The following is a 20,171-nucleotide window of genomic DNA, read 5'->3' as shown; positions in this document are numbered from 1 at the left end:
CCAGGAGCGCGTCAGCGGGTCGGCAGCGACGCGCTGATCAGGTCGACGATCTCGGGGTCGTCGGGCTCGGTCCGGGGACGGAACCGGTGCACGGCACCGTCGGGCGTCACGACGAACTTCTCGAAGTTCCACTGGACCCGCCCGGCCTTGCCCGTCGCGTCCGGCGTCTTGGTGAGCTCCGCGTACAGCGGGTGCCGGGACCGCCCGTTGACCTTCGTGCGGGCGAACATCGGGAACGTCACGCCCCAGGTCGTCGAGCAGTACTCGGCGATCGCGTCGTCCGAGCCGAGCTCCTGGAGGAACTGGCTGCTCGGGAAGCCGAGGACCGTGAAGCCCCGGTCGCCGTACGTGCGCTGGAGCTGCTCGAGCTTCTCGTACTGCGGCGCGAGCCCGCACCGCGAGGCGACGTTGACGACGAGCCTGACCTTGTCGGCGTACGCGCCGAACGTGGTCTGACGGCCGTCGAGCGTGGTGAGCGGGATCTCGTCGAGGAGCATGCCCGGGTCAACCGTCGTGGGGTCGCCCCCATTCCCGAAACCTGCCCCGACCTGCGCAAACCCCTCGCGAACCACGACGAGCCCACCATGGGTGTCGTCACCCGTGGGTGGAGCGACACTCATGGTGGGCTCGTGGGCCGTCAGGGACGACGGGATCAGCGCTTGAGGTTGACGAGCTCCTGGAGGACCTCGTCGGAGGTCGTGATGACGCGGCTGTTCGCCTGGAAGCCGCGCTGGGCGATGATCAGGCTGGTGAACTCGCTGGACAGGTCCACGTTCGACATCTCGAGCGCGCCGCCCGCGAGCGAGCCGCGGCCGCCGGTGCCGGCCGCGCCGACCTGGGCGTCGCCCGAGTTCACGCCGGTGCGGAACAGCGAGCCGCCGGCCTTCTCCAGGCCCGCCGGGTTGGTGAACGACCCGAGCGCCAGGCGGCCGATGGTCTGCTTGAGGCCGTTGCTGAACGAGCCCGTGATCGTGCCGTCGGCGCCGAGCGCGAACGACAGCAGCGTGCCCGCGGCCTGGCCGCTCTGCGTCTTGGCCTTGACGGTGTCGAGGCCCGAGAAGCCCGTGAGCCCGGAGATGTCGACCGTGAGGCCACCGACCGCGAGGGACGTCGGCGTGGCGAGCGTGCCGTCCGGGTTGAACGTCATCGCCTGCTGGCCCGACGTGGCCGGGAGCGGCTTGAGGTCAGCATCGATGCCCTCGACCGTCCAGCCCGCCGCCGACTTCGTGAACGTGAGCTCGAGCTCGCGGGCCGCGCCGGTCGCGTCGTAGATGTCGATGGTCCGGTTGAGCACCGTGCCGTTCGCGGCCGCGGCGTCGAGGTTGCCCTCGTACGACGCCTTCGTCGTGGCGACGGCCGCCATCAGCGCACCGGCCGGCACGCGCAGGTCGGTGAGCGGGCCGTTCGTGTCGACGACGCCGTTGACGGCCGCCCAGCCCTGGACCAGGGCGCCCTCGCCCGGGAGGACCATCTGGCCGGTCGAGTCGAAGTCGAACGACCCGGCACGCGTGTAGTACGTCTCGGCACCCTTGCGGACCACGAAGAAGCCGTCGCCCTGGATCATCATGTCGGTGCTGCGGCCCGTCATCTGCGACGCGCCCTGCGTGAAGTTCGTCGTGATGCCCGCGACGCGCACGCCGAGGCCGACCTGCGCCGGGTTCGTGCCGCCGGTGCCGTTCTGCGCGGCGCCGGCGTTCTGGACGACCTGGCTGAGCGTGTCCTGGAACTGGGTCTGCGACGACTTGAAGCCGGTCGTGTTGACGTTCGCGATGTTGTTGCCGGTGACGTCGAGCATGGTCTGGTGGCTGCGCAGACCGCTGATGCCGGAGAAGAGCGAGCGGAGCATGGGAGGTTCCCTTCGGGTGGTCGTGCGCGGGGTCAGAGAGTGGGGGCGGTGGTGACGGAGGCGACGGCGTCGAGGGTGACGTCCTGGTCGCCCACCTTCACCGTGGGGACGGAGCCGGCGTAGGAGACCGCGGACACGACGCCGGTCTGCGTCGCGCCGTCCGCGTCGGTCCAGGTGACCTGCTGCCCGACGAGCTGGGCGGCGTTCATCCGCATCTGCAGCGCGAACGCCTCGCGCTGCGTGCTGGTGAGCTCCTGGAGGCTCTCCATCACGGACAGCTGCGTGGTCTGCTGCATGAGCTGCGAGGAGTCCATCGGGCTGCTCGGGTCCTGGTTGCGCATCTGCGCGACGAGCAGGTCGAGGAACGCCTGCTTGTCGAGCTCGTTGCTCGCCTTGCCGCTGGAGCCGGTCGCGCCGGCAGCGCTCGTCGCGCCGAGGAACGAGACGTCGATGCTCATGGTGCCTCCGGGCTGGTGCGGGTGGTGGTGGGGGTGCGGGTCACAGGTCGAGCTCCAGCCCGGTGCTGCGGCCGGGTGGCGCCTGGGCCGGCCTCGGGTCGGGCTGGTCCGTGCGTTCGCCCCGGGCGGTCGCACCGGGTGCCGGGGCGCCGCCTGACGACGTGCCGTCCGGCTGACGGTCACCCGGGCCGGAGCCGCCGCCGCCGACGTCGACCTGGACGCCGCTCGACGCGAGGTCGCGCCGCAGGTCGGCGAGCGACCCGCGCAGCGCCTCCCGGGCCGCGTCCGTGCCGCCGACGAGCTCGACCCGCACGGCCTCCGGGCCGATGTGGGCGACGATCCGCACGGGCCCGAAGTGCTCCGGGTCCACGGGGACGGTGAGCACGTGACGGCCGTGCGACAGGCCGGTGAGCTGCGTGAGCCGCGCACCGAGCTGCTCGGAGAGCGGCGCGGGCGTCGGGGCCTGGGGGGCGGCGGCCGCAGGGGCCGTCGCGGGTGCGGCCGGCGCGGTCGGCACGGTGGGTGCGGCCGGGACGGCGGCCGGAACGACGGTCACGCCCGGCGCCGCCGTGTCGACCGTGGTGCCGGCCGTGGCGGCGCGCGGGTCGGCGGTCGCCGGGCCGGCCGGGGCAAGTGCGGTGCCCGTGCCGACGTCGGTGCCGAGGTCCGATCCGACGTCGGAGCCGGCGTCGGTGGGTGCCGGGCCGGCCGGCGCGGCGGAGGCGGCGACCGGGGTGGTGGCGACGCGGCCGTCCGTGACGGTGCCGGTCGAGGCCGTCGCGGCCGGGGTCGTCGTGGGTCCGGTCGGTGCCGTGCCGTCCGGCGTCGGGACGGTCGCGGCGGCCGGGACCGTGGCGGCGGAGGCCGGACCGGTCGGTGCGAACAGGTCCCCGACGGTCACGGCGGGGGCGGTGGCCGTCGCGGCCACAGGCAGGGCCGGGACCGGCGAGGCGTCCGACGGCCCCGCCTCGGCGGGCGTCGCCGCAGCGGCCGTCCCGTCGGTGCCGGTCGAGGTCACCGACGCCGCGACGAGCATCGCGAACGCGGCCTGCTCCAGCATGCCCGCCGTCACGGGCGAGGCCGCGGTCGCGGCGGCGTCCGTCCGGATCGGTGCCGTCGTCGAGGACGAGGAACCGGCGTCGGCCGGCGCGCTCGGGGCGGTCGGCGCGGCCGTGTCGTCGTCCGCTGCCGTGGAACGGTCGGCCCGGTCGGCCCGGTCGGCCCGGTCCGGACGGTCCGCCCGGTCGGTGCGCTGCGCGTGCTGCGCCACGCCCGCACGGTCGTCCCGGCCCGGGCGCGCCGCGCGGTCGGCGCGGTCCGGCACGTGCCGGTCGCTCCCACGCGCGGCACCGAGCACGGCGGCGAACGCGTCGCCGCTGCCGGCGTCGGGCCGCTCGTCGGCGCTCGTGCGCTGCGTGGGGATGCCGCGCACCGCCAGCGCGAAGGCCGCGTTCATGACGCCACCTTCGTCGTGCCGTACGCACCGGAGCCCGTCACGCCCGTGCCGAGGGACGCGAGCAGGTCGAGCTGCGCGCGCTGCGACAGCGACGAGACCGAGGCCGACGAGGCGCCCGACGCCCCCAGCACCGACCGGAGCTGCGCGGCGACGTCCGTCCCCGTCGACTCCTGCGGCAGGATCCGCCGGATCGCCGTGGGTGTCCCCCACACGTCCCGGATCCCCACCTTCCCGCCCGGCTTCGGCGCGTCGATCATCTTCCCGTCCCCCTCGTAGATCGCGATGTGCGTGCCCCCGCCGAACACCAGCAGGTCGCCGGGCAGGGCCTGGTCGAGCGACGGCACCGCGGTGCCGAGCCTCTGCTGGTCCCGGGCCACGCGCGGGACGTCGGTGACACCGATGTCCGCGAGCGAGCGGAGCACCAGGCCCGAGCAGTCGAGACCGCCCTCGTCGAGCGACTCGCCACCCCACACGTACGGGGTGCCGATGTACTTCTCCGCGGCGTCGAGCAGCGACTGGGCGGTCGCGCCGCCCTGCGTCGTGCCGGGGCCGGCGGACGACCCGCCGGACGACCCGGTGAGCGAGGCGAGCGTCGCCTCGAAGTCGGTCGCCGTCGAGGCCGTCGTGGTCGTGGCCGCGGGCGTGCTGACGAGCGCCCGCAGCTCGGCCATGCGGGCCTGCACGGCCTGGATCCCGTCGGTGGTCATGCGTCTGCCCTCCCGAGCCCTGCTGCACGCTGCCCGGCGGCACGCCGCCCGGCGACCTCGTCCAGCACCAGCTGCTCGGCACGGGCCTCCTCGACCCGCACCATGTCGTCGTGCCGCTCCTCGAGCCGTTCGATCGCGCGCACGTGACGGCGCGCGTCGGACCAGACCTCGGTGCGGCGGTCCGTCTCCTCCTGCGCGGCGACCGCGAGGGCGCGCTGCTCGACGAGCATCGACGCGAGCGCGACCCGGCTCGCGACGGCCGCCTGGAACGCGCGCTCCTCGGCGAGCGCCGGCATCCCGGACGCCCCGAGCCTGTCCTGCGTGGACCGGGCACGGCCGCTCGCGGCCCGCTCGTCGCGGCGTGCTGCGGCGAGCTCGGCGGCGGCGCGCTCCTCGGCCATGGCGCGCACGCGCAGCAGCCCGGCGAGCGGGAACCGGCGGGTCACGAGAGGTCTCCGAGCGCGCCGACGAGGGCGCTGAGGTGGGCCCACGCCTGCTGGGCGGGCACCACGTCGTCCATGCCCTGCTGCAGGAACTGGTCGATGGCGCGGCCGTGGGTCACGGCGGCGTCGACGAGCGGGTTCGAGCCGGCGACGTAGGCGCCGACGTCGAGCAGGTCCTGCGCCTGGCGGCGGGCGGCCATGACCGCCCGGAGCCGGCGTGCGAGGTCGCGCTGCTCGGCGCTGGTCACGCGCGAGGCGACACGGCTGATGGAGCCGAGCGCGTCGACGGACGGGAAGTGGCCCGCGACGGCGAGCCGGCGGTCCAGGACCACGTGCCCGTCGAGGATGGAGCGGGCGGCGTCGGCGATGGGCTCGTTGTGGTCGTCGCCGTCGACGAGCACGGTGTAGAGGCCGGTCACCGAGCCGGTCGCGCCGGTGCCGGCGCGCTCAAGGAGCTGGGCGAGCAGGGCGAACGTCGACGGCGGGTACCCGCGGGTCGCGGGCGGCTCACCGACGGACAGGCCGATCTCGCGCTGCGCCATCGCGACGCGGGTGAGCGAGTCCATCATCAGCACCGCGTGCGCGCCGGTGTCGCGCAGGTGCTCGGCGATGCGGGTCGCGACGAACGCGGAGCGCAGCCGGACGAGCGGCGGCTGGTCGGACGTCGCGACGACCACGACGGACCGTGCCAGACCCTCAGGGCCGAGGTCGTCCTCGAGGAACTCGCGGACCTCACGGCCACGCTCGCCGACGAGCGCGATGACGGACACCTCGGCGTCCGTGCCGCGCGCGATCATCGACAGCAGCGAGGACTTGCCGACGCCGGACCCGGCGAACAGGCCGAGACGCTGCCCGCGCCCCACGGTGACGAGCGTGTCGAGCACGCGGACGCCGAGGTCGAGCGGGGCGTCGACGCGGCTGCGCTCGAGCGGGTGCGGTGCGGCGCCGTCGACCGGCACCCACGCGTCGGCGCGCAGCGGGCCTCGACCGTCGATGGGGCGGCCCAGGCCGTCGAGCACTCGGCCGAGGAGCCCGGTGCCGACGGGCACGTTGAGCGCCTCGCGCAGCGGCCGGACCGGCATCCCGGCGCGCAGCCCCGAGGTCGGGCCGAGCGGCATGCAGCGGGCGGTGCCGCCGTCGGTCGCCACGACCTCCGCGAGCACGTCGTCGCCGATGCGCACGAGCTCGCCCACGGCGGCGCCCGTGCCGAGCACCTCGACGGTGAGCCCGACGACGGCGCGCACCGTGCCGACGACCTCGGGGGCCGTCGCGGCGAGCGCGCGGTCCCAGTCGGTGAGGACGGCCGTCACGCGAGCGCCCCGCCGTGGGAGGAGTCGGGCGTGCCGACCAGCGCCGCGCGCGCACGGGCCACCGCGCTGGTCAGCCGGGCGTCGAGGTACCCGTCGGTGTGCTCGGCGACGGCGTCCCCGGGGGCCAGCGTCGGGTCCGCGACGAGCACGAGACCGTCGCGCGGCGAGTCGGCGCCCGCCGCCCGGAGCGCGTCGAGGTCGCGCGGGTGCAGCCGCACGGTGACGGCCTCGATCTCGTCGGCGCGGCGCAGCGCGCGGGTGAGCGCGGCCCGGCCGGACCGCTCGTCGTCGGCGAGCTCGACCCCGAGCAGCGCCTCCGCGAGCTCGAGGGCGGCGAGCTGGAGCCGGGCCTGCACGTCGGCGACGACCGGCTCGGTGCGGGCACGGGCCGCGGCGGCGCACGTCGCGAGCACGTCGAGGGCGTGCGTCGTGACGGCGGCCGCCTCGGACTCCTGGGCGAGCCGGGCGGCGAGCGCCTCCTTCGCGTGCAGCTCCGCGACGCGGGCGGCCTCGCGGGCACCGGCGGCGAAGCCCGCGGCGAACCCCTCGGCACGCGCGGAGTCGCTGGCGGCGCGGTCGACGACCCGGACGCCGCCCACGGGGGCGGGCCGGAACGTGACGACGGTCGCGGGCTCGTCGGTCGTGTCGGCGCGGAACTGCACGGCCTGCGCGTCGGCGGCGACGTCGGCGCGGCGGAACCGGGCCGGGGTCGCCGTCGCGGTCGGGTGGACCTGCGGGACGAAGGTGTCAGGCAACGAACTCGTCCTCCCCCTCGCGGCGGATCAGGATCTGCCCGCTCTCCTCGAGCCGGCGGATGACCTGCACGATCGACGCGCGCGCGTCCTCGACGAGCGACAGGCGCACGGGCCCGAGCAGGTCGATCTCCTCGAGCAGGTTCTCCCGGGCACGCTCGGACAGGTTGCGCATGACGGTGTCGCGCACGCCCTCGCCGACGCCCTTGAGCGCCACGGACAGCTGCGCGGTCTCGACCTGCCGCAGCACGAGCTGCATGGCGCGGTCCTCGAGCAGCACGATGTCGCCGAAGACGAACATCCGGCTGCGGACCTCCTCGGCGAGCTCCTCGTCGCGGCTCGCGAGCCCCTCGAGGATGACCTTCTCCGTGGTGGGGTCGGCGCGGTTGATGATCTCGACGAGCGGCTGCACACCACCGACGGCGGCGAGCTCGCGCGGCGCCAGCACCGTCGACGCCTTGCGCTGGAGCTGGTCGGCGATGACCCCGACGACGTCCGGGTTCGCGCGGTCCATGAGCGCGATCCGGTGCGCGACGTCGGCCTGCAGCTCGGGGTCGAGACCGGCGAGGATCTGCGACGCGTGCTCGGGCCGCAGGTGGGCCAGGACGAGCGCGATGGCCTGCGGGTGCTCGCTGCTCAGCAGCGAGACGACCTGGCGGGCGTCGGCCTGCTGGAGGAACTCGAACGGCTGGCCGGCGAGCGTCGTCTGGAGGCGCTCGAGCATGTTGGAGGCCTGCTCGGCACCCAGCGACGCGACGAGCAGGTGCTCCGCGAGGCTGAGGCCGCCGTTGACGCCGGGGCCGATCACGGAGACCTCGTAGAACTCCTCGAGCACGTCGTCGGCCATCGACTGGTCGACACGGTCGAGCCGCATGATCTCGGCGGTGAGGGCCTCGATCTCGTGGACGTCGAGCTGCGACATGACGCGGGCGGCGCGCTCGCGCCCCAGCTGGAGCAGCAGCATCGCGGCCTTCTGCGACCCGGTGAGCGAGGCCATCAGCGCCGCCCGGAGCCGGACGTCGCGAGCCAGCCGCGCAGGAGGTCGGCGACCTCGGCGGGCTGCTCGTCGGCGAGGGCGGAGATCTCGGCGCGCTTGCGGGTGACGAGGTCGGGCTCGTCGTCACGCGGCGCGGGCGGCAGCTCGGGCAGCGCGTCGGCGGCGATGCCCTCGATGCCGAGGCGGCTGCCACCCTCGCCGAGCACGGGCAGCTCGCCGAGGTCGAGCGCGGTGCGGCGGGCACGGCGCGAGCGGCGCGCCATCGCGACGGCGACCGACAGCAGGAGCAGGAGCACCACGGCGCCGATCGCGGCCTGCTTGACCAGGTCGTCCTTGCGCTGCGTCTCGGCCGCCTTGTCGGCGGCGGCGAGGGCGTCCTGGGCGGCGGTCGCCTGGGCGGTGTCGAACGGGACGGCCTGCACGGCGACGGTGTCGCCGCGGGTCTCGTCGATGCCCGCGGCGGCGGCGATGGTGCTGCGCAGCTCCGTCATGTCGAGCGGCGCGGCGGCCTTCTCGTCGAGCACGACGGCGACGGACTGCCGCTCGATCGCCCCGGGCCCGGCGTGCGTGACCTCGGTGCTCTTGTTGACCGCGTTGGTGGTGTCCTCGGTGGTCGACTTGTAGGCGCCGTCGGTGCCCGTGGCGTCGCCGTTCGGGACCGCGATGTTGTCCGGGCCCAGCACGCCGGCCGCGCCGGTCGAGCCGCTGCCCGTGTACTCCTCGGACGTGGTCGACTGCGCCAGCGGGGGCGTGTCCGGGGTGGCGGAGAACTGCTCGACGGTCGTGTCCTTCTGCGTCTGGTCGACCTGCGCGGTGACGGTCACGGCGGACTTGCCGGGGCCGACGACGCGGTCGAGCAGCGCCTGCACGGACGCCTGCACACGGGCCTCGTAGTCGCTGGCCTGCTGGCCGGCCACGCCGCCGGTGGTGCCGGTGCCGACGGCCGAGAGGACCTCGCCGGTGGCGTCGACGACGGCGACGTCGGTCGGCTTCATGCCGTCGATGCCGGCGGACACGAGGTGGACGACGGCCTGGACCTGGTCCACGGACAGCGTCACGCCGGGCTTGGTGCGCACGAACACCGACGCGGTCGGGTCGGACTTCTCCGAGACGAAGACGCTGTCCTCGGGGATCGCGAGCTTGACGGTCGCGGTCTCGACGCCGTCGATCGCGGAGATGGTCTTGGCGAGCTCGCCCTCCATCGCCCGCTGGTACGTCTTCTGCTGCTGGAACTCGGACGACGTCATCGGCATGTCGTCGAGCAGCGAGTAGCCGCCGCCGTCCGCGTTGGTCGGCAGACCGGCCGCGGCGAGCTTGATGCGCTCGGAGTACAGCGCGCTGTCGGGCACGAGGACGGTGGAGCCGCCGTCGGTGAGCTGGTACTTCACGCCGTCGGACGTGAGCTGGTCGACGACCGCGCTGGCGTCGGAGCCGGACAGGCCGGTGAACAGCGGGCTCATCGTCGGCTTGCCGAGCCAGCTGCTCAGCGCGAACGCTCCGAGGAGCACGCCGGCGATGCCGATGACGGCGAGGGTGCGCTGGGCGACGGTGAACTGCTTGATCGCGGCGGTGGTCCGGTCGAGGGCCGCCTGGAGCTGCGGGGGCATCAGGCCTGCATCCGCATGATCTCGTTGAACGCGTCGACCGCCTTGTTGCGCACGGCGGCCGTGAGCTCGATGGCGGTGGACGCCTCGGCGGCGGCGATCGTGTAGTCGTGCACGTCGTCGAGGTCACCGGTGACGGCCTTGACGGCGAGGTCGTTCGACGTGGACTGCAGCTGCTGCAGGCTGTCGACGCCGTTCAGCACGGAGGCGAACCGGTCGCCCGACGTGGGGTCGGCGACGGGCGCGGTCGGCAGGCCCGGGGTCGCGGCCGTGACGGCCTGGACGGGGGCGACGGCGAAGGTCATCAGATGCGTCCGATCTGCAGTGCGGCCTGGTAGGTCTCCTTGGCGCGGTCGACCACCGCGGCGTTCGCCTGGTAGCCGCGCTGCGCCATGATCAGCTGGGTCATCTGGCTCGACATGTCGACGTCGGGGTACCGCACGTACCCCTGCTCGTCGGCGAGCGGGTGGTCGGGCTCGTAGACGAGGCGGCCCTCGCCGCTGCCCTCGAGGGTCCCGGCGACGTGGACGCCCTGGTTCTCGCCGGCGGTCTCCGCGGCGATCACGTACTTCTGCTTGAACGCCTCCTCCGACGTGGAGCGGACGGTGCTCACGTTCGCGAGGTTGTCGCTCACCGCGTCGAGCCACTTGCGGTGCACCGTCAGCCCGGTGCTGGCGATCCCGATGGCGCCGAAGATGGTCATCAGCTGGTCCTCATCGCTGCGCGGATGGTGGAGAACTGCCCGGACACGGCCTGCGTCGCGAGCTGGTAGCGCAGGTTCGTGTCGACGTTGAGCAGCGTCTCCTCGTCGAGGTTCACGTTGTTGCCGTCCTCACGGGTCGGCTCGAGCGACCGGGCGGTCGTCGCCGCCGCGGCACCGCTGCCGTGGCCGACCGCCTTCTTGAGGGCGTCCTCGAACTCGACCTTCTTGGCGTGGAAGTCCGGGGTGTTGATGTTCGCGACGTTGTCCGCGATCACCCGCTGGCGCAGCGCGAGACCGTCGAGGGCGCTGTTGAGCGCGACGGAGCTCACGGAATCGAACAAGCCCATGACAGGCACACCTCACCGACGAGGGAACGAGTCGGCCGATCCGTGGCCTGCTGCGCGAGCGATCCGTGCTCATGCTCCCCATCGGTGGCGCCCGCCACACGATGAGAGGTTTCACAGAAGTTTTGTCGGCGCCTTGATATTTGCCCCGACGAACGTGCTGGTCAGGCCTGCTCGTCCACGTAGACGGGGGTCTCCAGCGGGCGCGGGCGCGCCAGGTCGGCCGCGGCGAGGTGCCGCCGCGAGTACGCGAGGGCCTCGGCGGTGCGCCGGGCGACGTCGAGCTGGCGCTCCAGGATCGCGGACGCCCGCACGTGCAGGGCGGCCGGCAGGGGGCCGAGCGCCGTCGGCGGGTGCCAGACGGACGCGGCGGCGACCTCCTCGACCGGCGTGAGGTGCGCGGTGCGCAGCAGGTCCTCCGCCGCGCAGACGTCGAGCTCGATCGCGTCGAGCGCCTCGGTCCAGGCGTCGAGCCAGCGGACGTCGTCCACCTCGGCCACCAGCGTGGACATCGTCAGCCGACGCCCAGCAGCCCGACCGACGTCGCGGTCTCGAGCGCGGGCGCGTCGGGCTGGGTCGGGATGTCAACGTGCGCGAGCGAGCGCGCCGCCTCGTGCCACGCCTCCGCGAGCGGCTCGATGAGGCCACGGCAGGCGCGCGCCTTCTCCACGTCACCGCGGACGCCGGTCTCGACGAGCTCGGTGAGCAGGAAGCGGTAGATCGACATGAGCTGCGGTCCGCCGTCCCAGGCCTGCTCGTCGAGGCTCACGATGAGCTCGGCGACGATCTCCTGCGCGTGCATGAGGTGCGAGCTCGCGCCCGGGCGGTCCCCCGCCTGCAGCGACTCGACCGCACGGTCGACGTCGAGCAGCATGCGGTCGTAGAGCATCGTGAGCAGTCGCGCGGGGCCGACCGTGGCGACCGCGTCGGCCATGTACCGGGCACGGATGTCAGGCATGAGGACCCTTCCGTCAGCTCGACGTGGACAGCGACGAGAGCTGGCTGGCGAGCCAGCTCGACTGGGACTGCATGTTCGAGAGCGTGACCTCGAGCGCGGAGTAGGTGGCCTGCAGGCCTTCCTTGCGCAGCGCGAGGCGGGCGTCCCACGAGTCGATCCGTTCGCCCAGGTCCTTCACGAGACCCTGCTGGCCGGTGATCTCGGCCGTGAGGGTGCCGGTCTTGCTGTCCGACGTGCTCTTCGCGACGTCCGCGACGCGCTGGGCGAGACCGGACATCACCGACTGCACCTTCGCCGGGTCGGCTGCCAGGGCCGCCGTGAACTTGGCCTCGTCGAACGTGAAGTTGCCGTCCTTGTCCATGCTGATGCCGACCGCGGACGGCGAGACGCCGTTCACGGGGAAGGACGCGGCGGACTGGACCCGCTGCTGGAGCGTGCGCACCGAGCTCGACCCGGACAGCACCCCACCCTTGACGACGGTGCGGCCGTCCTCGGTCGTCGTGGTCGACGCGGTGCGCGAGGAGATCTCGGACAGCACGACGCCGAGCGAGGCCACCAGGTTCTTGCCCAGCGACGCGAGCGCGGCGGTGTCCGTGCTGACGGTGAGCTTCACGGGGTCGGTCTCGACCTTCGACACGGTGAACGCGGTGCCGTCGAGCACGTCCGAGAACGTGTTCGAGGACGACTTCACGGTCCGCGCGGCGCTCGACCCGGCCCACAGCGTGATCTCGGCGTCGGCGGCCTTGCTGGTGTGCTCCAGTGACACCTCCGACGCCGTGCCCGCCGTCACCTCGTCGGCCGTGCCGACGTAGACCTTGAACGAGCTCGCTTCACCCGACGAGGTGCCGGTGAGCTGGAAGCGGGTCTCGGAGCCGACCTTGACGGCGACCGCCGAGACGCCCGCCTTCGACGACGAGATGGCGCGCGCCGTCGCGGCTGCGTCCGAGCCCACGGCGATCTCCGTGAGCTTGCCGTTCATCTCGACGGTGATGGTCCCGGTGCCGCTCGTCAAGCGGGCGAGGTCGAGCGGATCCGTCAACGAGGTCTGGCTGCTCGCGAGCTTGTCCACCGTGAAGGACAGCGCGGTCGCCTGGGACGTCGCGGACGTGGTCGCCGTGACCGAGGTCGAGGACGCGGACGCCTTCATGGCGGTCCACGACGACGCCGTCGCGGCCTTGGTCGCGGTGTCGGTCAGCGACGCGACCTTGACGTTCAGGGCCTGCAGTGCCGTGACGAGCGTCGACGTCTCCGTCTGCTTCGTCTTGAGCGCCGTCTGCGGGGCGGACTCGACCTGCATGAGCTGGTTGATGAGGTCGGTGGTGTTCAGGCCACTGACCAGGCCATCGATGCCCATCGCTGCCATGCGGGAGTCCGTCCGTTTCGTTCGTGTGGGGTATGAGACACCGGTGGCGGGTGGCCTTCGCCGACCCGCCACCGGTGCGTCTCACGGTGTGGTGACCCGAGGGTCACCGGTCAGGTCACCGCAGGAGCGAGAGCACGCCCTGGGGGATCTGGTTGGCCTGCGCGAGCATCGCCGTGCCGGCCTGCGACAGGATCTGGGCCCGCGTGAACGAGACCATCTCCGACGCCATGTCGGTGTCGCGGATCCGCGACTCCGACGCCGACAGGTTCTCGACCGCGACGTTCAGGTTCTTGATCGTGTGGTCGAACCGGTTCTGCACGGCACCGAGGTCCGAGCGGACCGTGGAGACCGTCTTGATCGCGGTGTCGATCTTGTCGATCGCCGCGCTCGCGCCGGAGGCCTGCGCGAAGCCGACCTGAACCGACGCCAGCTGAGCAGCCGTCGGGTTGGCGGGCGTGGCAGCGGTACCCGTGAAGGTCAGGTTGGTGGCGGAGGCCGTTGCGGTGATGCCCGTGCCGAGCTTGTCCTGGACCGCCTTGTTGAGGGCCGTCAGGCGCTGGGCGGCGGAGGAGCCGTCGGCGAACTTGACCGTCGAGAGGTCGATGCTCTTGCCGCCGTAGGACACCGTGCCGCTCAGGCCGTCGAACTTCTCCGAGAGGGTGAAGTCACCGGCGACGGCGATCGTGCCCGCGGCGGGCGTCGCACCGCCGGTCGCCGCCGTCACGGTGGCGGTCGTGCCAGCCGTCGCGGCGGTGACGTCCACGACGTCGACGCCGAGGCCCTTGGCGCTCATCGACGTGCCGACCGAGACCGTGATCGTCTCGCCCGCGTTCGCGCCGACCTGGAACTTGCCGGCGCTGTACGTGCCGTCGAGCAGCTTCGTGCCGTTGAACTGCGTCGTGTCGGCGATGCGCGTCAGCTCGTCCTTCAGCTGCGAGATCTCCGACTGGATGTTGCCCTTCGCGTCGGAGGACAGGCCACCCTCGTTCGACGCCTGGACCGTGAGGTCACGCATGCGCTGCAGGATGGAGTGGGTCTCCGTGAGGGCACCCTCAGCGGTCTGCACGACGGAGATGCCGTCCTGGGCGTTGCGGACGGCGACCTTGAGGCCACCGACCTGCGAGCGCAGGCCCTCGGAGATCGCCAGGCCGGCCGCGTCGTCCGCCGCACGGTTGATGCGGAAGCCCGACGAGAGCTTCTCGAGCGACTTCGAGAGGTCGTTCTGGGTGTTGCTCAGGTTGCGGTACGCGTTGGTGGCCGCGATGTTCTGGTTGATCGAGAGACCCATCGTGATCTTCCTCCATGTGTCGGGTCAGAGCCGCCCATCCGTGGGCTTACCTCTCCCATCGGCAGCGCCGACCCGGTGTGAGGAGTTTCTGCGACGAGTTTCAGGCCGTCCGGGTGATCGCGGGCGTGCGGGCGTCGTCGGCGGCAGCGACGGTGCTGCGCTGCGTCGGGACGCCGGACATGCGCACGGACGTAGGAACGGCGGTGGCGAGCGCGGCGCGGGCGGCGACGGCCGCGAAGTAGCTCTGGCGGCGACGCTCGGCGACGCCGTCGGGACGCGCGGGCGTGCTGACGAGGTCGGGGTCGAGCCCGGCGTTCATGCCGTCCTTGAGGAGGGCGAGTGCCTCGGTGCGCAGCTGGCTGATACGGGACTGCGTCACCCCGAGCTCGGCGGCGAGCTCGGCGACGGACCGGTCCTGCAGGAAGATGCCCTCGACGACGGTGCGCAGCCGGTCGGGCAGGGAGTGCACGGCGGCGGCGAGCCAGCGGTGCTGCTCGCCGACGAGCAGCGCCTCCTCGGGGCCGGCCCCGGGGTCGGCGACGAGCGTCGCGCCCATGCCCTCGGTCGCGTCCATGGACAGGACGCGGCGCTCGGCGTCGCGGGCGGCGGCGTCGACGGTGCGCACGTCGGTGCCGAGCGCCTCGGCGAGCTCGTCGCGCGTGGGGCGCCGCTTGAGCGCGGCGGTGAGCCGCTCGGTGGTGGCGGTGAGCTCACGGACACGGTGCCGTGCGCCGCGCGACGCCCAGTCCATCGAGCGCAGCTCGTCGACGAGCGCGCCACGGATGCGCAGGGAGGCGTAGCGCGCGAACGGGACACCCGTCGAGGGGTCGTACGCGCGCGCCGCCAGCACCAGCGCCAGGCTGCCGGCCGACGCGAGCTCGTCGCGGGAGACCGTCGGGGGGACACGGTGCAGCAGCTCGCTGACCGCATATCCCACCAGCGGGAGGTTCTGCAGGACCAGCTGCTCGGGTGTCTCTGTGTTGCTCATCACTTCGAGTCGGTCGGTACGGCCGGACCGGGTCTTGAGTCCCACGAACTATCGATATCTGCGGGCAACTGACGGGCCGGTAGGCAAATCGGAAGGAAGTAGGGGAAGCCCACCTGGGTGCTGGCACCTGGGCCGTTCGAGTGTGACGCAGATCACATGTGACGTGGATCCCGACACATCCGGACCCTCCGGAGATAGCGCTCGGAAGCGCTTCGACGACAGGCGCGGACGTGAATCCGACCGAAAAGTCGTCAGGAACCGACAGACCCGGCCGATACGTCAGTCAGACGCGCCAACGGCCACCTGACGACAGAGGGCCACCGACGCGACGACGCCGGACTGGGAGGACCCCCCGATGCCCCTCAACGGGCTCTCCGAGGTGCTGTGGCACCAGCGGAACCTGCTCGAGCTGCTCCTGTTCAAGCTCGAGGAGGAGCAGATGATCCTCACGAGCGGACGCTCGCGCTGGCTCTCCCACGCGACCCGCGAGGTCGAGACCGTGCTCGACGAGATCCGTCAGGCCGAGCTCGGCCGCGCCGTCGCCGCCGACACCGCCGCGATGCACCTCGGCCTCCTCCCCGGCTCCCCCCTCGCCCTGCTCGCCGAGCACGCCCCCGCCCCGTGGGACGAGCTGCTGCGCGCGCACCGCGACGCGTTCGCGACGCTCAGCGCCGAGATCGGCCAGCTCGCCGACGGCAACCGCGAGCTGCTCGCCATGTCCCACCGCGCCACGCAGGAGACGCTGCTGTCCCTGCAGGACGTCAGCACCTACGACGTCACCGGCCAGTCCGCCACCTCCGAGCGCGTCGCGCAGCTCGTCGACCGCACCTTCTGAGGAGCCCCACCCCATGAGCACCTTCTCCGGACTCAGCACCGCGCTGAGCTCGCTGATCGCCCAGCGCCAGGCCCTCGACGTCGCCGGCCAGAACGTCGCGAACGCCAACACCGTCGGCTACACCCGTCAGCGCGCGACCCTGTCGTCGCTGCCCGCGGCCCAGGTGCCGTCCATGTTCTCCGTGCCGAACGGCACCGGCGAGGGCACCCGGGTGTCCGGGATCCAGCGCCTCGGCGACACGTTCGTCGACGCCCGGCTGCGCACCCAGACCGGCGGCGCCGCGTACCTCAAGGCCCGCGCCGAGGCCTACGCGACCCTCGAGGCCGGCACCGGCGAGCCCGGCGAGTCCGGCCTGTCCTCGCAGCTCGCCGAGATGTGGAGCGCCTGGGGCGACGTGAGCAACACCCCCGACAAGGGCTCGGCCCGCGCCGTGCTCCTCGAGAGCTCCAAGACGGTCGTCGACCGCATCCAGACCCTCTACACCGCCGCGCAGACGCAGTGGTCGCAGGCCCGGTCCACCACCACGTCGCTCGTCGAGGAGGTCAACACGACCGCCTCCGGCGTCGCCGACCTCAACGCGCGCATCCTGCAGATCACCAACGCGGGCGGCACCGCGCACGAGCTCGCCGACCAGCGCGACCTGCTCGTCACGCAGCTGTCCTCCCTCGTCGGCGCGACCGTCTCGACGCGCCCCGACGGGCAGCTGGACGTCATGGTCGCCGGCAACATGCTCGTCAACGGCGACCGGACGCACGCGATCGCCGTGACCGGCGCGACCTCGTTCGCGCAGGCGACCGGCAACACCTCGACGCCCGGCCAGGCCGTGAGCATCGTGTGGGCCGACCGGCCGACGCAGCAGGTCGGGCTCGACAGCGGCCGGGTCGCCGGTCTCCTGTCCGTGCTCGCGCCCCCCGCCGGCGGCAGCGGCGGCATCCTCACCGAGGCCGCCGCGAGCTACGACGCCCTCGCGACGAACATCGCCACCAAGGTGAACGGCCTGCACACCAGCGCGCTCACCACGGCGGGCACGACCGGCACGGCCTTCTTCACGTTCGCCCCCGGCGAGTCGCCCGCGATGGGCCTGCAGGTCGCGATCACCGACCCGCTCGACATCGCGGTGGCCTCCTCGCTGCCCGGCGCGGGTGCGCTCGACGGCTCGGTCGGCAGCCAGCTCGCGGCGCTCGGCCACGACGCGCAAGGCCCCGACGCGCTCTGGAGCAAGTCCGTCGTCGAACTCGGCGTCCGGGCCTCCAGCGCCGCTTCCCGGGCCGACGTCGCCGAGGCGGCGCGCGCGACCGCCGAGCAGCAGCAGCTCGCGATCACGAGCGTCGACACCGACGAGGAGACCGTGAACATGCTCGCGTTCCAGCGCGCCTACGAGGGCGCCGCCCGCGTCCTGACCGCCGTCGACGAGATGCTCGACACCCTCATCAACCGCACCGGCCTGGTCGGAAGGTAACGCCCCATGATCTCGCGCATCACGCACCAGACGATCCAGCGCCAGACGCTGGCCAACCTGCAGGGCAACCTCACCAGGATGGCCTCGATGCAGGCGCAGATGTCGAGCGGGAAGAAGATCAACGTCCCGTCCGACGACCCCGCCGGCGCCTCCGACATGCTGCGGCTGCGCGGCGACCAGAAGGCCCTCACGCAGTACTCCCGCAACGCCAGCGACGGCGACTCGTGGCTCACCACGGTCGACTCGGCGCTTACCTCGTCGCTGTCCGCCCTGCGCCGCGCCCGCGACCTCACCGTGCAGGGCGGCGACGGCGCGCTGGGCTCCGCGTCACGCGACGCGCTCGCCTCCGAGCTCGACGGCGTGCGCGACATCATCATGGACCAGGCGAACTCGTCCTACGTCGGCCGCTCCGTGTTCTCCGGCACGAGCGACGCGGGCAAGGCCTTCGACGTCACCTACGACGCGGCAGGGGCGCCGACGTACGCGTGGACCGGCACGCCGACCAGCGCACCCGTCGAGCGCCAGATCGGCCAGAGCATGAAGGTGCGCGTCGACGTCGACGGCTCGAAGGTGTTCGGCGACGGCGCCACGTCCGTGTTCGCGCTGCTCGACAAGGTGTCCGACGCCCTGCGCACCGGCGCCGACCCCACCCAGTACCTCGACGACATCGACGACCGCATGGAGTCCATGCTCACCGAGGTCTCCGCGGTCGGCGCCCGGCAGAACCAGATCGCGGCCGCGAAGACCACGATCACCGGCCAGCAGCTCACGACCAAGACGCAGCTGTCGGGGATCGAGGACATCGACCTCGCCGAGACGATCCTCAACCTCCAGATGCAGGAGGTCGCGTATCAGGGGGCGCTCGGCGCGGCGGCGAAGGTCCTGCAGCCGAGTCTGATGGACTTCCTCCGATGAACCTCGCACCCGCCACCGTCCGTGTCGCCGTCGCCGGCGACACGTGCGACGTGCCGGCGGACCTCCACCTCGTCGTCCCGTTCCCGGGCCTGCCGGGCCGCGAGCACTACGTGCTGGACGCGCTCGACGACGCCGCCACGCTGTTCGCGCTGCGCTCCGTGCCGGACGGCGACGAGTCGGTGCGCGAGGTGCGGCTGTTCGTCGTCAGCCCCACGCTCTACTTCCCCGACTACCACCCGGTGGTCGACCCGTCGCCGTTCGGCCCCGACACGGACCCCGAGGACGTCGTCGTCCTCGTCGTCGTGCACCCGGGCACCGCCGGCGCCGCCCCGACGGCCAACCTCCTCGCGCCGGTCCTCGTGGACCGCCGGTCGGGGCGCGCGGTGCAGTCGGTGCTCGACGAGGACTGGCCCCTGCGGGCCCCCGTCGGCTGACACGTCACGTCCGACCCGACTTTCTCCTCATCGACCGCTCCGGGCGGCCGATGGTCTCCGGCAGAGAGTCAGCGCCATCTGGGGAGCACCATGCATGCACTGGACGAACCGACCGCGCGCGTCGGTGCGGCGGTCATCCACCGCCAGCCGATCGTGCACCCGGACCGCTCCGTCTTCGGGTACGCGGTCCGCGGTGTCGTGCTCGCGCCCGACGGGACCCACGAGCCCGAGCAGCGCGTCGAGCACCTCGTCGACGCGCAGTACCGGATCCTCGACCCGGAGCTGCTGACGGGCGACAAGCTCCTCGTCCTGCGCGCCACCACGCGCATCTTCCTCGACGAGGGCGACGTCCCGTACGCCGGCAACGGTCTCGTCCTCGAGATCCCCGGCGCGCTGTCGCTGCGCGAGGACGCGTACGACCTGGCCGCCACCCTCAAGATGGCCGGCTACGGGCTCTCCCTCGGCGAGTACGCCGGCTCCCCGCGGCTGGACCGCCTGCTCACCCTCGTCGACTACGTGAAGGTCGACGCGACCACGCCGGCGGACGAGCTGCAGGCCGTCGTCGACCGTGCCAAGCGCGGCGGCGCCAGCGTCATCGCGGAACGGGCCGACAGCCACGAGCGGATCAGCTTCGCGCTGGAGTGCGGCGCCGACCTGCTGCAGGGCCCGATGTTCGAGCGGCACCGCGCCGACGCCGACAAGCCGCTGTCGACGGGCCAGGTCCAGTGCCTCGAGCTCGTCCGCCTGCTCAGCGCCGACTACCCCGACCAGGACGCGGTCGTCCGCATCATCGGCACCGACCCCGAGCTCACCATGCGCGTGCTCCACCTCGTGAACTCCAGCGCCACGGGGCTGCGCCGCCACATCGACTCCGTCCGTCAGGCCGCGGTGCTCGTCGGTCCGCGGCAGCTCTTCGCGCTCGCGATGTCGTCGATCGTCGACGCCCGTGCCGCGTCCGTCGGCCCCCTGTGGTCCGTCCTCACGCGCGCGCTCACGGTCTCCCGGCTCACGCGCACCGACGAGGGCTACACGGTGGGCATGCTCTCCGCGGTCGCCTCGCACCTGCGGGTGAGCGTCGACTCGATCATCGAGCGGTCCGGCGTGTCCGCCGACGTCGCGAACGCCCTGCGGGACCAGACGGGTCCCCTCGGCCCGGTGCTGGCCGCCGTCCTGGCGCACGAGGAGAACGACACCGCGGGCGTCCGGGCCGCGGGCTTCGAGCCCATCGAGGTCGCCCACACCCACCTCGCGGCCATCCCCGAGGCGCTCGCGACGGCCACGGCCCTCGCGATGCCCGCCGCCGGCTGACGT

General features: G+C 73.0%; 23 protein-coding genes. 5 read left to right on the top strand and 18 right to left on the bottom strand.

The window, feature by feature from the left end; translation table 11 throughout:
* Positions 1 to 11: 11 nt before the first annotated feature.
* The 18 genes from Cch01nite_RS16825 to Cch01nite_RS16740 form a co-directional block, all read right to left on the bottom strand.
* Complete coding sequence (locus tag Cch01nite_RS16825; RefSeq protein WP_203757565.1) at positions 12 to 497, bottom strand: glutathione peroxidase; 486 nt, start codon at positions 495 to 497, stop codon at positions 12 to 14.
* A gap of 155 nt (positions 498 to 652) precedes the next feature.
* Positions 653 to 1,846, bottom strand: a complete 1,194-nt coding sequence (locus Cch01nite_RS16820) for a flagellar hook protein FlgE (RefSeq protein WP_203757563.1) — start codon at positions 1,844 to 1,846, stop codon at positions 653 to 655.
* 32 nt (positions 1,847 to 1,878) lie between these two features.
* Positions 1,879 to 2,304 carry a flagellar hook assembly protein FlgD gene (locus Cch01nite_RS16815; protein ID WP_203757560.1) on the bottom strand — a complete coding sequence of 142 codons (426 nt, stop codon included), beginning with the start codon at positions 2,302 to 2,304 and terminating at the stop codon, positions 1,879 to 1,881.
* A gap of 40 nt (positions 2,305 to 2,344) precedes the next feature.
* A complete protein-coding gene (locus tag Cch01nite_RS16810) occupies positions 2,345 to 3,760 on the bottom strand; it encodes a flagellar hook-length control protein FliK (RefSeq protein WP_203757558.1) in 1,416 nt (471 codons plus the stop codon).
* The gene (locus Cch01nite_RS16805; protein WP_203757556.1) at positions 3,757 to 4,467 is read right to left on the bottom strand and encodes a C40 family peptidase; all 711 of its coding nucleotides are present in this window, start codon (positions 4,465 to 4,467) and stop codon (positions 3,757 to 3,759) included. Before Cch01nite_RS16805 ends, Cch01nite_RS16810 begins: the two co-directional genes overlap by 4 nt.
* Positions 4,464 to 4,913 (bottom strand): flagellar export protein FliJ, encoded by a 450-nt coding sequence (locus Cch01nite_RS16800; protein ID WP_203757554.1) that lies wholly within the window; start codon positions 4,911 to 4,913, stop codon positions 4,464 to 4,466. Before Cch01nite_RS16800 ends, Cch01nite_RS16805 begins: the two co-directional genes overlap by 4 nt.
* Positions 4,910 to 6,220, bottom strand: coding sequence for a FliI/YscN family ATPase (locus tag Cch01nite_RS16795; RefSeq protein ID WP_203757552.1), 1,311 nt, complete (start codon positions 6,218 to 6,220; stop codon positions 4,910 to 4,912). Before Cch01nite_RS16795 ends, Cch01nite_RS16800 begins: the two co-directional genes overlap by 4 nt.
* Complete coding sequence (locus Cch01nite_RS16790; RefSeq protein ID WP_203757550.1) at positions 6,217 to 6,975, bottom strand: FliH/SctL family protein; 759 nt, start codon at positions 6,973 to 6,975, stop codon at positions 6,217 to 6,219. The genes Cch01nite_RS16795 and Cch01nite_RS16790 overlap by 4 nt, the downstream gene beginning before the upstream one ends.
* Entirely contained in the window at positions 6,968 to 7,969 is a 1,002-nt protein-coding gene (gene fliG / locus Cch01nite_RS16785; RefSeq protein WP_203757548.1) for a flagellar motor switch protein FliG, read from the bottom strand. Before fliG ends, Cch01nite_RS16790 begins: the two co-directional genes overlap by 8 nt.
* Positions 7,969 to 9,576 (bottom strand): flagellar basal-body MS-ring/collar protein FliF, encoded by a 1,608-nt coding sequence (gene fliF / locus Cch01nite_RS16780; RefSeq protein ID WP_203757546.1) that lies wholly within the window; start codon positions 9,574 to 9,576, stop codon positions 7,969 to 7,971. The genes fliG and fliF overlap by 1 nt, the downstream gene beginning before the upstream one ends.
* Positions 9,576 to 9,878 (bottom strand): flagellar hook-basal body complex protein FliE, encoded by a 303-nt coding sequence (gene fliE, locus Cch01nite_RS16775; protein ID WP_203757544.1) that lies wholly within the window; start codon positions 9,876 to 9,878, stop codon positions 9,576 to 9,578. The genes fliF and fliE overlap by 1 nt, the downstream gene beginning before the upstream one ends.
* Complete coding sequence (flgC, locus tag Cch01nite_RS16770; RefSeq protein ID WP_203757542.1) at positions 9,878 to 10,276, bottom strand: flagellar basal body rod protein FlgC; 399 nt, start codon at positions 10,274 to 10,276, stop codon at positions 9,878 to 9,880. Before flgC ends, fliE begins: the two co-directional genes overlap by 1 nt.
* A complete protein-coding gene (locus Cch01nite_RS16765; protein WP_275407227.1) occupies positions 10,276 to 10,617 on the bottom strand; it encodes a flagellar basal body rod protein FlgB in 342 nt (113 codons plus the stop codon). Before Cch01nite_RS16765 ends, flgC begins: the two co-directional genes overlap by 1 nt.
* A 167-nt stretch (positions 10,618 to 10,784) precedes the next feature.
* Entirely contained in the window at positions 10,785 to 11,132 is a 348-nt protein-coding gene (locus Cch01nite_RS16760) for a hypothetical protein (RefSeq protein WP_203757538.1), read from the bottom strand.
* A gap of 2 nt (positions 11,133 to 11,134) precedes the next feature.
* Positions 11,135 to 11,578: a flagellar export chaperone FliS gene (gene fliS / locus Cch01nite_RS16755; RefSeq protein WP_203757536.1), complete on the bottom strand. Its 444-nt coding sequence runs from the start codon at positions 11,576 to 11,578 to the stop codon at positions 11,135 to 11,137.
* A 13-nt stretch (positions 11,579 to 11,591) separates the two neighbouring features.
* Positions 11,592 to 12,941 (bottom strand): flagellar filament capping protein FliD, encoded by a 1,350-nt coding sequence (gene fliD, locus Cch01nite_RS16750; protein ID WP_203757534.1) that lies wholly within the window; start codon positions 12,939 to 12,941, stop codon positions 11,592 to 11,594.
* A gap of 115 nt (positions 12,942 to 13,056) precedes the next feature.
* Positions 13,057 to 14,229, bottom strand: coding sequence for a flagellin N-terminal helical domain-containing protein (locus tag Cch01nite_RS16745; protein ID WP_203757532.1), 1,173 nt, complete (start codon positions 14,227 to 14,229; stop codon positions 13,057 to 13,059).
* Between the two features lie 100 nt (positions 14,230 to 14,329).
* Positions 14,330 to 15,217, bottom strand: a complete 888-nt coding sequence (locus Cch01nite_RS16740; RefSeq protein WP_203757530.1) for a sigma-70 family RNA polymerase sigma factor — start codon at positions 15,215 to 15,217, stop codon at positions 14,330 to 14,332.
* A 355-nt stretch (positions 15,218 to 15,572) separates the two neighbouring features.
* Here Cch01nite_RS16740 and flgN point away from each other — a divergent pair, with 355 nt between their 5' ends.
* The 5 genes from flgN (at position 15,573) to Cch01nite_RS16715 (ending at position 20,168) form a co-directional block, all read left to right on the top strand.
* Positions 15,573 to 16,052, top strand: coding sequence for a flagellar export chaperone FlgN (gene flgN, locus Cch01nite_RS16735; protein WP_203757528.1), 480 nt, complete (start codon positions 15,573 to 15,575; stop codon positions 16,050 to 16,052).
* 13 nt (positions 16,053 to 16,065) lie between these two features.
* The gene (gene flgK, locus Cch01nite_RS16730) at positions 16,066 to 17,511 is read left to right on the top strand and encodes a flagellar hook-associated protein FlgK (protein WP_203757526.1); all 1,446 of its coding nucleotides are present in this window, start codon (positions 16,066 to 16,068) and stop codon (positions 17,509 to 17,511) included.
* Between the two features lie 6 nt (positions 17,512 to 17,517).
* Positions 17,518 to 18,426: a flagellar hook-associated protein FlgL gene (gene flgL, locus Cch01nite_RS16725; protein ID WP_203757524.1), complete on the top strand. Its 909-nt coding sequence runs from the start codon at positions 17,518 to 17,520 to the stop codon at positions 18,424 to 18,426.
* Entirely contained in the window at positions 18,423 to 18,860 is a 438-nt protein-coding gene (locus Cch01nite_RS16720) for a flagellar assembly protein FliW (RefSeq protein WP_203757522.1), read from the top strand. Before flgL ends, Cch01nite_RS16720 begins: the two co-directional genes overlap by 4 nt.
* 90 nt (positions 18,861 to 18,950) lie before the next feature.
* Entirely contained in the window at positions 18,951 to 20,168 is a 1,218-nt protein-coding gene (locus tag Cch01nite_RS16715; RefSeq protein WP_203757520.1) for an EAL and HDOD domain-containing protein, read from the top strand.
* The last annotated feature ends 3 nt before the right edge of the window (positions 20,169 to 20,171 follow it).

This window comes from Cellulomonas chitinilytica (assembly GCF_016862675.1).
GTDB classification, from domain to species: Bacteria; Actinomycetota; Actinomycetes; order Actinomycetales; family Cellulomonadaceae; genus Cellulomonas; species Cellulomonas chitinilytica.
This window is presented reverse-complemented; position numbering and strand designations above follow the sequence as displayed.

Excerpts from the sequence above, each read along its gene's own strand:
- fliF (WP_203757546.1), bottom strand. The coding sequence starts at position 9,576 with ATGCCCCCGCAGCTCCAGGCGGCCCTCGACCGGACCACCGCCGCGATC.
- Cch01nite_RS16805 (WP_203757556.1), bottom strand. The coding sequence starts at position 4,467 with ATGACCACCGACGGGATCCAGGCCGTGCAGGCCCGCATGGCCGAGCTG.
- Cch01nite_RS16740 (WP_203757530.1), bottom strand. The coding sequence starts at position 15,217 with ATGAGCAACACAGAGACACCCGAGCAGCTGGTCCTGCAGAACCTCCCG.
- Cch01nite_RS16825 (WP_203757565.1), bottom strand. The coding sequence starts at position 497 with ATGCTCCTCGACGAGATCCCGCTCACCACGCTCGACGGCCGTCAGACC.
- Cch01nite_RS16760 (WP_203757538.1), bottom strand. The coding sequence starts at position 11,132 with ATGTCCACGCTGGTGGCCGAGGTGGACGACGTCCGCTGGCTCGACGCC.
- fliG (WP_203757548.1), bottom strand. The coding sequence starts at position 7,969 with ATGGCCTCGCTCACCGGGTCGCAGAAGGCCGCGATGCTGCTGCTCCAG.
- fliE (WP_203757544.1), bottom strand. The coding sequence starts at position 9,878 with ATGACCTTCGCCGTCGCCCCCGTCCAGGCCGTCACGGCCGCGACCCCG.
- Cch01nite_RS16820 (WP_203757563.1), bottom strand. The coding sequence starts at position 1,846 with ATGCTCCGCTCGCTCTTCTCCGGCATCAGCGGTCTGCGCAGCCACCAG.
- Cch01nite_RS16715 (WP_203757520.1), top strand. The coding sequence starts at position 18,951 with ATGCATGCACTGGACGAACCGACCGCGCGCGTCGGTGCGGCGGTCATC.
- Cch01nite_RS16810 (WP_203757558.1), bottom strand. The coding sequence starts at position 3,760 with ATGAACGCGGCCTTCGCGCTGGCGGTGCGCGGCATCCCCACGCAGCGC.
- flgK (WP_203757526.1), top strand. The coding sequence starts at position 16,066 with ATGAGCACCTTCTCCGGACTCAGCACCGCGCTGAGCTCGCTGATCGCC.
- flgN (WP_203757528.1), top strand. The coding sequence starts at position 15,573 with ATGCCCCTCAACGGGCTCTCCGAGGTGCTGTGGCACCAGCGGAACCTG.
- Cch01nite_RS16815 (WP_203757560.1), bottom strand. The coding sequence starts at position 2,304 with ATGAGCATCGACGTCTCGTTCCTCGGCGCGACGAGCGCTGCCGGCGCG.
- fliD (WP_203757534.1), bottom strand. The coding sequence starts at position 12,941 with ATGGCAGCGATGGGCATCGATGGCCTGGTCAGTGGCCTGAACACCACC.
- Cch01nite_RS16720 (WP_203757522.1), top strand. The coding sequence starts at position 18,423 with ATGAACCTCGCACCCGCCACCGTCCGTGTCGCCGTCGCCGGCGACACG.
- flgL (WP_203757524.1), top strand. The coding sequence starts at position 17,518 with ATGATCTCGCGCATCACGCACCAGACGATCCAGCGCCAGACGCTGGCC.
- flgC (WP_203757542.1), bottom strand. The coding sequence starts at position 10,276 with ATGACCATCTTCGGCGCCATCGGGATCGCCAGCACCGGGCTGACGGTG.
- fliS (WP_203757536.1), bottom strand. The coding sequence starts at position 11,578 with ATGCCTGACATCCGTGCCCGGTACATGGCCGACGCGGTCGCCACGGTC.
- Cch01nite_RS16745 (WP_203757532.1), bottom strand. The coding sequence starts at position 14,229 with ATGGGTCTCTCGATCAACCAGAACATCGCGGCCACCAACGCGTACCGC.